Genomic DNA, 2,661 nt, shown 5'->3' on the forward strand with positions numbered 1-2,661 from the left:
GCCGGGGCGTCGCGGAGCGAGTCCGTCCAGCCGGTCCCGTCCCACCAGCGCTGCCGCGGCGATCCGGCGGGGTCGGGGTACCAGCCGGCCCGCGGTCCGGACGAGGCCTGCGCCTCGCCGCCGCCCGCGGTCGACCCGGCCGCCGTGTTCTCGTTCTCGTCGGTCATGGCGCACTCCGCATCCCCGTCGGGCTCCCTGCCCGCAGTCCTCCTGAAGGCTAGCGTCGCGGAGCCCGCGGCCGCCTGAGCGTGCCCGGCGAGCATCCGATGAGAGGGCGATGAGGGCGGGCCTCATCACGAGGGAGGAGATCGGGCCTCGGGCAGGGCGCGACGCGGGGGTGCTCGCCTACGGTGAGGCCATGTCCACGCCGCGCCGCTCCCGCCCGCTCCTCGTCGCGCTCGCCCCGCTGCTGGCCGCGCTGTTCGCCGCGTTCTGGATCACCGCCGAGATCGGCAGGCTCGCCGCTCCGGGAGCCGCGCTCGCGTTCGCCGTCCTCCTGGGCCCCGTCGCCCTCGCGATCGGCCTCAGCAGCGCTCGCCCGTCCGTCGCCCTCGCCCTCGTCCTGGCCGTCCCGCTCCTGCAGCTCGTGCGGCTGCCGGGCGCCGACTCCACCACCTGGCCGATCCTCGAGGGCTGCCTCGTGGTGGCGTTCGTGGTCGCCCGACGGGCCGGCACGCGCCTGCGCTGGGGCACCCTGCTCGTCGGCGTCGCGTGGTCGACCGCCGTGGGCTTCTCGCTCGTCTTCTCGGCGGGCTGGCTCAGCTGGATCGGCATCGGCGAGACCTTCGAGAACCCGGAGCTCGCGCTCGGCTGGGCGCTCAGCCTCACCGCCGTGCACGCGCTGCTCTGGGCGGTCTGCTGGACGGCGGGCACGGCCCTCCAGTTCGCCGCGCGCACCGAGGCCGCGAGCGAGCGGATCGAGAGCACCGAGCGCGAGCTGCTCATCGCGGGCTACGAGCTGCGGGCGCTGAAGGAGCGCAGCGAGATCGCGCAGGAGGTGCACGACGTGCTGGCGCACTCCCTCGCGGTGGTGATCGCGCTGGCCGACGGGTCGCGGTTCCTCCGGCGTTCGGAGGCGGAGGCGGGCAGCGGATCGACCGAGACCTCTCTCCTGCGCATCGCCGAGACGTCGCGGTCGGCGCTCGTCGACCTCCGAGGTCTGATCGAGGGGCTCACCGAGGAGACCGACCGCCCGCAGCCCGGGCTCGCCGATCTGCCGGACCTCGTCCGCCGCTTCGAGGGCACCGGCGTGCAGGTCGAGCTGCGCGAGCTCGGCGAGCCCGCCGGCCTGGCACCCGCGCAACAGCTCGCCGTCTACCGCATCGTCCAGGAGAGCCTGACCAACGTCCTCAAGCACGGCGGCGCCGGGCCGCACGCCTCCGTCTCGCTCACCTGGGACGGCCCGGGCCTCCTCCTCGCCGTCGCGAGCCGCCCGGGCGCGCGGCCCCCGCCGCGCACCCGGTCCGTCGGGGCTTCGGCCTCGCCGGGATGGAGCACCGCGCCCGGCTGGCGGGCGGATGGCTCACGGCCGGCCCCGACCCGGACGGATCGTTCCTCGTCACCGCGTTCCTCCCGACCGCCACCGCGGCCCTCGAGCGCCGGGAGGCCCACGCGTGAGCGCACCGATCCGCGTCGCCGTCGTCGACGACCAGGAGCTGTTCGTCCACGGACTCCGCATGCTGCTCGAGTCGCAGCCCGACCTCGTCGTCGCGGGCACCGCGCACGACGGCGAGGCAGCGCTCGCGCTCGTGGACCGGGAGCCGCTCGACGTCGTGCTGATGGACATCCGCATGCCTCTGCTCGACGGGCTCGAGGCGACCCGGCGGATCACCGGGGGCGAGGGCGCCGAGCGCACGAGCGGCCCCCAGGTGATCGTCCTGACGACGTTCCGGCAGGAGGAGGCCGTGTTCCGCTCGCTGCGCGCCGGCGCCAGCGCGTTCCTCACCAAGGACGCGACCCCGGAGCAGCTGCTCGCGACGGTGCGCGCCGTGGCCGCGGGAGACGCCCCGCCGGTCGCCGCGGTCGCCTGGTGCGCCGCTTCGCGCACGTCCACGGCGAGCGCCGCCCGGAGGAGGTCCTCGCGGCCCTCTCGCCGCGCGAGCGCGAGATCTACGCCCTCGTCGCGAAGGGCCTGAGCAACGCCGCCGTCGCCGGAGCCTCCTTCATCAGCGAGGCCACGGTCAAGACGCACGTGCGCAGCATCCTGGTGAAGCTGGGGCTGCGCAGCCGCGTGCAGATCGTCGTGCACGCGTACGAGAACCGGCTGGTCTGAGCCGCGCGCGCCTCCTGGGCCAGGATGGGGGCATGCCGCACCTGATCCGCGCCCGCGCCGCCCTCTTCGACATGGACGGGACGCTGGTCGACTCGACCGCGGTCGTCGAGACCATCTGGCGCTCCTTCGCCGACCGCTTCGGCCTCGACCGCGCGATGATCCTCGCCTCCGTGCACGGCGTGCGGGCCGAGGACAGCGTGCGCCGCTTCGCCCCGCCCGGCAGCGACGTGGCCGGCATCGTGGCCGAGCTGAACGCCTACGAGCTCGAGCACACGGAGGGGACGGTCGAGATCCCGGGCGCCGTCGCGTTCCTCGCGGCCCTGCCCCGCACCCGCGTCGCCCTCGTCACCTCGGCGAGCCCCGCCCTCGCCGCCGGCCGGCTCGCGGCC

General features: G+C 75.6%; 4 protein-coding genes and 1 pseudogene. 4 read left to right on the forward strand and 1 reads right to left on the reverse strand.

The genetic code is table 11. The annotated features are described in order from the left end of the window. Window positions 1-263 (reverse strand): DUF2510 domain-containing protein (locus tag B0T42_RS22515; RefSeq protein ID WP_342418288.1); only part of this gene is annotated, 263 nt, incomplete at its 3' end. A gap of 95 nt (window positions 264-358) precedes the next feature. Here B0T42_RS22515 and B0T42_RS18845 point away from each other — a divergent pair. The 4 genes and pseudogenes from B0T42_RS18845 to B0T42_RS18855 form a co-directional block, all read left to right on the forward strand. After that, window positions 359-1,171, forward strand: a pseudogene (locus tag B0T42_RS18845) (histidine kinase); the annotation flags it as partial. 505 nt (window positions 1,172-1,676) lie between these two features. Continuing rightward, a complete protein-coding gene (locus tag B0T42_RS18850; RefSeq protein ID WP_342418289.1) occupies window positions 1,677-2,135 on the forward strand; it encodes a response regulator in 459 nt (152 codons plus the stop codon). Continuing rightward, on the forward strand, window positions 2,030-2,272 hold the full coding sequence (locus B0T42_RS22520; protein ID WP_342418290.1) for a response regulator transcription factor: 243 nt from the start codon (window positions 2,030-2,032) through the stop codon (window positions 2,270-2,272). The genes B0T42_RS18850 and B0T42_RS22520 overlap by 106 nt, the downstream gene beginning before the upstream one ends. Window positions 2,273-2,304: 32 nt before the next feature. Continuing rightward, a partial coding sequence (locus B0T42_RS18855; RefSeq protein ID WP_158078199.1) for an HAD family hydrolase occupies window positions 2,305-2,661 on the forward strand: 357 nt, incomplete at its 3' end.

Origin of the sequence: Rathayibacter rhapontici, from assembly GCF_001995175.1 — a bacterium.
Taxonomy (GTDB): domain Bacteria; phylum Actinomycetota; class Actinomycetes; order Actinomycetales; family Microbacteriaceae; genus Rathayibacter.

Excerpts from the sequence above, each read along its gene's own strand:
- B0T42_RS18850 (WP_342418289.1), top strand. The coding sequence starts at position 1,677 with ATGCTGCTCGAGTCGCAGCCCGACCTCGTCGTCGCGGGCACCGCGCAC.